The organism is Actinotignum sanguinis, assembly GCF_003957255.1.
In the GTDB taxonomy this organism is placed as follows: Bacteria; Actinomycetota; Actinomycetes; order Actinomycetales; family Actinomycetaceae; genus Actinotignum; species Actinotignum sanguinis.
The window spans coordinates 1-7,408 of sequence record NZ_QDIE01000050.1; the positions used below are offsets into that span (position 1 = coordinate 1).

Consider the following 7,408-nt stretch of genomic DNA (forward strand, 5'->3'; position numbering starts at 1 on the left):
CCACCGTGGCTGGTCTGAGTCTCACCTGCTCACCGCCCTGGATTACTGGCTTTATTCCAGGTCGATCAACACGCAGCCGATGTCTGATTTCGTGTCAAACACGATCCAACCAAGGAAGGAACCGGTTAGTACGCCTAGTGATAAGCCCGTCGAGATTGATACCCATATCGATACCGAACACCCCTGGGAAGACGGTCTAAACATCCGTAAAGGCCAGATCGGACGTTAACGACACGCCGCCATTAGCAACTAATTTTGTCTATTAACCCCAGCCCGCGGTCTACAAGCAGTGAAAGCTGTTGTTCGTAGGTAAGCCATTGTTTCATTTCGCCTGCCTGTAGAGAAAGGCCCCGGCCATTTGTGCATTGCTAAAAGCTAGAGGCCTGACCGGGGGTCTATCACTAGTCAATCTAGTTGGATAGTTTCCGAAAAGCAATGTGAGATGCACACATCAGTCATCCAGCCCAGATGTGAAACATAACGCACCTGGCCTGTAGATTTTGTTCTCGCCGAGCAACGATGTAAACTCTTATCTGTCGCAAAACGAGGCGGGTTAATCGCTCGCCTCCTCAATTTTTTATTGAGGAGGTCTTCGGTAACTCTCTCGCGACTGTGCGCTCGTAGCTCAGTGGATAGAGCATCTGACTACGGATCAGAAGGTCGGGGGTTCGAATCCCTTCGAGCGCGCGAAGCTCCTCCTCGGTGACGCAAATCCCGGTGGGGAGCAATTTCTTTTCTCGGGCCCATGCCCCACCCCCAAGCCGGAACGGTGCTACCCCACAATTCGCCCGAAGCCCGGCCAACACAACCACGGGCTAATAAACCAAGCTAACGCGAATGCTTCAGGAACGCCGGCAAATTGACCGGGTTGAAACTAAAAACCCCCGGATCGGTAATATCGACTTCCCACGTCTGCGCCTTGCCCTCCGCAGTCCAGCTAATAAGCGCGGTAGTGGCTTTGCGCTCCACATGAAAGTCGATCACGCTCTCCCACGGGTACCGCCGGAAACGTTTGCCGTCCGCTCGCGAAATATGTGACAGCCCCGACGCGCCTTCCGGATTGATCACAATAAACTCGGCATCGGTGACCACGAGCACCCGGATCACCGCCGCGTCGATCGCGTTCCACAAGTTTGAGACCAGGAGCTTGCCGATTCCATTCAGGAAGCTGCGATACTTGCGTGCCACCAGGTAGTTCGCGTTAGCCTCGATACCTTGCTCGCGAAGAAACGCGAGAATATCTTCTTCCGTCACGCCCCGAATAACGCCCATGACCGCGCACCTTTCTCGCGACTACCGCGGCGAACGAGGAGATCCCTTTCCCGCATCCTTGCGCGAAGTTTGTCACCTCAATAGTTTTAGATTACACCTTTTTACGACGACGCACACCCTTGCCCAGCAGCCTTTTCGCATCGCATCACCAATTAACAGCCAACCCCTCCCCACGCCAACAATTCACCCAGCTCACAGCACTTTAACATTCTTCTATCAAAATCGCTTTAACTAACACGAAATTTCATTTAGGGTTAGAAGCATAAGTAATCACGACTCTGGATAGGACATCATGACGAAGATGCGCAGGCTCGCCGTCGGAACACTATCCGCCCTCACGGTCCTGGGATGCGGAATCGCACCACTCGCCGTCGCGGATGTTCCCACAGCAGATAACCCCAGTCCCGCAATTGTTTCGGGGCTGGCAAGCGGTGATGGCAGCCTCATCACCCCGCAAGATAAAAACGGAAAAGACGCCAAATTCAGCGTAGGTATGCAACTACGCGCAGCCGATGGCTCGGCGTCCAATAATTTCCCGATGCCGGCCAACCCGCAGCAAGATCCGGGTAACCGCCTCGATTGCATGCGTAATAACCTCATTGATCTCACGAAGACCACCGAGCTCACCGCACGCATCCAGGTGCGCAATAACACCGCGACTACGCTTTACGGGCTCAATTACCAGGTGGGCTGGAGCGATGGCAATGCCGCCTACGATACCTCCGGCGCCCCGGCTGAAGCTTCAGGTTTCGTTGTGGACGGCCCCAAGCTCAAGGAATTCTTCGCGAACTCAGACGTGTCTACCAAGGTCACCATCTGGCTCATTCTCAAGGACAACACTCAAAAGACCCTCGCCATGATGACCGATGCAGACTGGGATAACGTGGCAACGGTGTGGATCCGCGGTAACCTCCCGGCTTCTACCGGCCCGGAGGATATCATCACGGTGGATGTCCCTCTCAAGTTCAATCAGGATGTTGCCACAGTCAAGGGTTTGATGCCGATCGCTTCGTTGCAGAACCGCAAATTGGTTCTGGCTGGGACTGATTACGGCGAAGATATGTCTAAGAAAGCCCAAGGCTACAAGCGGATTATCCGCTTCCGTGGTTTCACCCCGCTCACCCAGATCGACAACGGCGCGCCGGCCAGCCAGCACGGAACCACCGGAAAGTTCGTGGCTGTGGAGAAGTCCGGTGCCGCCAATTACAATGACCTCTCCGGCCCCTTCACCCAGGTCCCTCTTGATATTCAGCAGGCTATGCCCGCGGTTAAGCACCGGGACGTGGATGCCGCGAAGAAGGTTCCCTTTGCTGACGGTTTCAATCTGCAGTACCAGACCACCTACACCAATGGGCTGAGGTCACAGTGCACCGGCTACGACAGCATGATCTCGAAGATTTCAACGGCCACGGTGAATTCCTACCAGATTGACCTCATGCCGATCCGGGATGTGATCCGCGATAAGGGGTACTCCGTTGGGGCAACCGCCAACCAGATCATGCCGGTCTACACCTACGGCATGTCCGCCGCGCAGCCGAGCTTTGTGGACGCCGAAGGAAATCCCATCGCGATGAACGCGGGAGCGTATGCACCGCTCGCGGCGGAGCTCTCCAACGCGCACGTGCGCCTGGTCAAGGTTGTTGAGGCCAGCGACGTCACGATTCCGCAATACAGCGCTTATGATGCGCGCGCCCAGCTGAGCACGATTCGAGGTCTCGCAGAGCAGGCAGCGCAGGCGGGGAACCTTGACCTCGCCACGCTCACAACCGACCGGGATCCGCAGGCGGTCACCGACGCGAAGAAGGTCATCACCTACTCCACCGCGAATTACGATGCCCCGGATGGTACCGGCATTCCCACCCGTGTCACCATTGACGCTTCTCAGGTGGATACTGCCACGCCCGGCGTGTATCCGGTCACCTACAAGCGCGCCGTGAAAACTCAGGATGCCGCGGGTACCTGGGTGGAAGATATTGTTTCGACAACCGCGCAGGTCACCGTCACCGCGGTGAACGCCGCTTACCAGCCAGCCTCCGCCACCCGTGAGAATCTGGATCCGGTCACCGTGAACGTGGCCGCCCCGAGCTTCGCGGATGCGAGCGGCGCTGCGGTGACCCCCACGCTCAGCCAGAACGGTGCTTACGCACTCAATGACGGAGCGACCCTTCCCAAGGGCTGGGACGTCGTAGTTAATCCGAACGACGGCGCACTTTCCGTGACAATCGGGAAAGAGGCCGCCACCGGAACCCACGAGCTGCCGATCAAGGTGACGTTTGCCGATGGGAGCAGCACTGTTCTCAACGCGCAGGTGAGCTTCACCCAGAAGGCTGCGACGCTGACCCCGGGCACGCCGATTCCGCCGGAGCCCACGACCGAGCCGACCACCGAGCCCACGGTTGCTCCCACGGTTGAACCGACCACCGAGCCCACGGCAGACCCGACAGTTGATCCAACGGTAGCGCCCACGGCCGAGCCGACAGCTCCGGTAGCGCCCACGACCGCGCCTACAGCTGCTCCGACTGCCGAACCGACCGTTGCGCCTACCATTGCACCGGCGGCTCCAAGCACCGCACCCGCACCGGCCGAACCGGCGGCTCCGAGCAAGCCCACCCGCACCATCAAGAAGAAGCTCCCCGCCACCGGCGCGCAGAGCGCGTGGTTGGTGGCTGGTGCCTTTGCATTGCTGGGAACCGGGCTGCTGATGCGGCGCCGGCACAGCTAAGTAGCGCCAGCCACGCATGGCTCATGGCTAAAACACAGTGCAGGCTAAGCAGTGCATAGCCACAGTACATAAGCGCTAGTTAACAACAGGTGTGGCCCAGGACCGCGAAGGTTCTGGGCCACACCTGTTTATTGGAACAACATTTTTAGGGGAACGCCGCCGCCCGCTAGCTGCGCCGTCGTTCTATAGAGAAACCGCGGCAGCGCGGGTGCACACGCCCTCAAGCTTGCCCCGCAACCCGTGCGGGGAAATCAACCAAACCACCAGGAACATGATGCCCTGGGCCGTAACCACCGCGGCACCGGAGGGCAGGTCGAGCCAGTAGGAAACGTACAGCCCCACCAGCGCGCACACGGCCGCGAAAATCGGGGCGAATATGAGCATGACGCGGAAGCGGTTGGTGACCAGGTAGGCCGTGGCACCCGGCACGATCACCAGCGCAATAATGAGGATTGCGCCCACCGCCTGCATGGCCGTTACCACCGTGAGCGCCAGGCAGAAGAGCAAAATCGCGCCGAGCGTGCGCGCCCGGATGCCGATGGCTTGCAGATGGGTGGGGTCGAAAGCGTAGGCGGTAAGGTCGCGCCGCTTGAAGAGCAAAATCGCGAGCGCGAGCGGTGCCAGGATGACCACCTGGATCATATCCGCGCGAGTGACGCCCAGGAGGTCACCGAAGATTACGTGGTTGAGGTCCACATTGGAAGGGTTGAGTTTAATGAGGATCAACCCGACCGCGAAGAATAATGTAAACACCGCTCCCATGGAGGCGTCTTCTTTGACTCGCGAGGTGGAGCGCAGCAGGAAAATGAGCGCCACCGCGATGAGCGCGGCGATGACCGCACCCAGGGAGAAGGGCATTCCCAGTACATAAGCGATAACCACGCCGGGCAGAATCGCGTGCGAGAGCGCGTCGCCCATAAGTGACCAGCCGATGAGCACCAGCCAGCAGCTGATGACCGCGCACACTATCGCCGCGGTGAGGGTGACCGTGGCACCCCGCACCATAAAGGGGTGCGTCCACATTTCAACGAAAAGTTCGTACCACACTAGCGATTCTCCTTTGCCTTGCGCAGGTGCGTGGCCGGGTCCGCGGCCGGGTCGGGTTCGTTGTGGTCGGGGACGACGCCGAAAGCCTGCATGAGGTGTTCGGGCTGCATGGCCTCGGCCACCGGGCCGTGGAAAATAACGCGGCGGTTGAGGAGGAGCACCTCGGAGCACAGTTGGGGTAGCCCGGCCAGGTCGTGGGTGGCGACCAGGATAGTTACCCCGGAAGCAGCCAGTTTCTGGAGCAGCGCGATAATCATGGTTTCTGAGGGCTTATCCACCCCGGCGAAGGGCTCGTCGAGGAGCATGAGCTGGGCGCCCTGCGCGATGGCCCGCGCAATAAAGACGCGTTTGCGCTGCCCTCCGGAAAGGGAGCCGATCTGGCGTTCCGCGTAGGGGGTCATTTCCACCATGTCGAGGGCGTGGCGCACCGCCGCGCGATCTTCGGCGCGGGCGCGGCGGGTGGGGCCCATGAAGCCGTAGCGGCCCATGGTGACTACCTCGCGCACGCTCACCGGGAAAGCCCAGTCCACGCCTTCGTTTTGGGGAACGTAGCCGACCAGGCCGGCTTTGCGGGCCCGCGCGCCGCTCTGGCCGAGGATCGTAATATCCCCGCCGTGCCGCACGGATCCCATAATTGATTTCATGAGGGTGGATTTACCTGAGCCGTTTTGCCCCACGAGTGCGCAAATAACACCCGGGTTCAGCCCGAAGCTCACCGAGGTGAGGGCCTGCACCGAGCCGTAGCGCGCGTGAACGCCGCTCACCTCAAGAGCGTATTTCGGAGATTCTGTTGGTGTTGCCACCGTTCCTCCGCCTTTCTGCGATTGTGACATACCTGCTAGCCGCGTTGGCCTGCCAGCCGCGCTGGCCTACTAGCCACGTTGGCCTGCGAACAGCGTTTATATGCGAGCGGTGTTTACTTGCCGGTCGGTTTCGTGGGTTCGCTCGCGGCTTCGCCTGCTTTGCCGGTTAGCCCACGGGTGATGAGCTCGGCGTCGTACCGAAGCAAATCGAGGTAGGTGGGCACGGGGCCGTCCGCCTCGGAAAGCGAGTCGACGTACAGTAAGCCGGCCACCGGCACACCGGTATCCTCAGCGACGGATGCCATTTTGTCATCCACGGTGGATTCGCAGAACAGCGCCCGCACCCCGGAGCTGCGTACAAAATTCTCGAGGTCGGCCTTGGCCTTGGGGGTTTGTGCGCCTTCGGCATTAACCGCCCACAGGTACTTTTCTTGCAGGCCGTGATCGCGCGTAAGGTAGGAGAAAGCGCCCTCGCAGCTCACCAGCGCGCGCTGGGATTCGGGAATGGTAGCCAGGGCCGCGTCCATATCGGTGGCGATGGCGTCCAGCTGCTTCTTGTAGTTTTCGCCGTTGGCGCGGTAGTCCTCCGCGTGGGCGGGATCCACTTTCGCGAAAGCGGCGACCATATTATCCACGTAGAGTTTGCCGTTCTTCGGGCTCATCCACGCGTGCGGATTCGGTTTGCCCTGGTAATCGCCTTCTGCGATAGCGACCGGCTCAATTCCATCGGAGAGGTTGACACGTTCCGCGGCGGAATTCTCCACGAATTTCTCAAACCATCGCTCCAGGCCCAGGCCGTTGTAGAGGATGATATCGGCACCTTCCGCGCGCTTAATATCGCCGGGCGAAGGCTGATAGTCATGGATTTCTTCGCCTGGATTGGTGATCGACGCGACCTCCATATGGTCACCGGCGATATTGCGTGCCATATCGGCCAGTACCGTGAAAGTGGTGAGCACCTGCGGTTTCTCACTTCCCGCGCTTTTTTCTTGCGACGACGCCGCCCCGCAGGCCCCCACCACGGCAAGCATGCTCGCCAACAGCGCGGCCAGGCCGGCCCGTACCGCACCCCGTTTATATCCCATTCCCATCACCATCCCCTTTCTGGCTTATACTGGGCGTTGAGTCCTGATTGGATGCACCTCGTGAGGAAGCCCAGCGCTCGTAAGTAAGGGTACCCTTACTTTTTGGTGACGGGGCTTAATCTTACGCGACATTGCCCCCGCGCGCGAGGGTGCGGATACACAGCCGGGACTTTCTCCCCGGTTATTCGCCACATTTTTTACTTAATATGAGGGTTAATAGACAAAATTAGTTGCTAATGGCGGCGTGTCGTTAGCCCCCGATCTGGCCTTTACGGATGTTTAGACCGTCTTCCCAGGGGTGTTCGGTATCGATATGGGTATCAATCTCGACGGGCTTATCACTAGGCGTACTAACCGGTTCCTTCCTTGGTTGGATCGTGTTTGACACGAAATCAGACATCGGCTGCGTGTTGATCGACCTGGAATAAAGCCAGTAATCCAGGGCGGTGAGCAGGTGAGACTCAGACCAGCCACGGTGG

Annotated in this window: 7 protein-coding genes and 1 tRNA gene; 3 read left to right on the forward strand and 5 right to left on the reverse strand. The window is 59.3% G+C overall.

Annotation, left to right across the window (positions count from 1 at the left end):
* Together DDD64_RS08980 and DDD64_RS08560 are read left to right on the forward strand one after the other, a co-directional pair.
* Positions 1-229 (forward strand): hypothetical protein (locus DDD64_RS08980; RefSeq protein WP_206435358.1); only part of this gene is annotated, 229 nt, incomplete at its 5' end.
* Between the two features lie 385 nt (positions 230-614).
* Positions 615-687 (forward strand) — tRNA-Arg (locus DDD64_RS08560).
* Positions 688-828: 141 nt separating this feature from the next.
* Here DDD64_RS08560 and DDD64_RS08565 read toward each other — a convergent pair.
* The gene (locus tag DDD64_RS08565; protein ID WP_126135946.1) at positions 829-1,272 is read right to left on the reverse strand and encodes a hypothetical protein; all 444 of its coding nucleotides are present in this window, start codon (positions 1,270-1,272) and stop codon (positions 829-831) included.
* A 292-nt stretch (positions 1,273-1,564) separates the two neighbouring features.
* Between DDD64_RS08565 and DDD64_RS08570 the strand changes: the two genes are divergently transcribed.
* Positions 1,565-3,994, forward strand: coding sequence for a YPDG domain-containing protein (locus DDD64_RS08570; RefSeq protein ID WP_126135947.1), 2,430 nt, complete (start codon positions 1,565-1,567; stop codon positions 3,992-3,994).
* Between the two features lie 183 nt (positions 3,995-4,177).
* On the opposite strand, the gene DDD64_RS08575 is transcribed toward DDD64_RS08570, so the two are convergent.
* From DDD64_RS08575 to DDD64_RS08985, 4 genes are all read right to left on the reverse strand, one after another.
* Positions 4,178-5,017 (reverse strand): metal ABC transporter permease, encoded by an 840-nt coding sequence (locus DDD64_RS08575; RefSeq protein ID WP_241227720.1) that lies wholly within the window; start codon positions 5,015-5,017, stop codon positions 4,178-4,180.
* Positions 5,018-5,040: 23 nt separating this feature from the next.
* Entirely contained in the window at positions 5,041-5,874 is an 834-nt protein-coding gene (locus DDD64_RS08580) for a metal ABC transporter ATP-binding protein (RefSeq protein ID WP_126135949.1), read from the reverse strand.
* An 83-nt stretch (positions 5,875-5,957) separates the two neighbouring features.
* A complete protein-coding gene (locus DDD64_RS08585) occupies positions 5,958-6,935 on the reverse strand; it encodes a metal ABC transporter substrate-binding protein (RefSeq protein WP_126135950.1) in 978 nt (325 codons plus the stop codon).
* Between the two features lie 244 nt (positions 6,936-7,179).
* On the reverse strand, positions 7,180-7,408 hold a 229-nt coding region (locus DDD64_RS08985; RefSeq protein ID WP_206435395.1), incomplete at its 5' end, for a hypothetical protein.

Bases quoted from the DNA above. Each gene is read 5' to 3' on its own strand.
- DDD64_RS08565 (WP_126135946.1), bottom strand. From the start codon at position 1,272: ATGGGCGTTATTCGGGGCGTGACGGAAGAAGATATTCTCGCGTTTCTT.
- DDD64_RS08570 (WP_126135947.1), top strand. From the start codon at position 1,565: ATGACGAAGATGCGCAGGCTCGCCGTCGGAACACTATCCGCCCTCACG.
- DDD64_RS08575 (WP_241227720.1), bottom strand. From the start codon at position 5,017: ATGTGGACGCACCCCTTTATGGTGCGGGGTGCCACGGTCACCCTCACC.
- DDD64_RS08580 (WP_126135949.1), bottom strand. From the start codon at position 5,874: ATGTCACAATCGCAGAAAGGCGGAGGAACGGTGGCAACACCAACAGAA.
- DDD64_RS08585 (WP_126135950.1), bottom strand. From the start codon at position 6,935: ATGGGAATGGGATATAAACGGGGTGCGGTACGGGCCGGCCTGGCCGCG.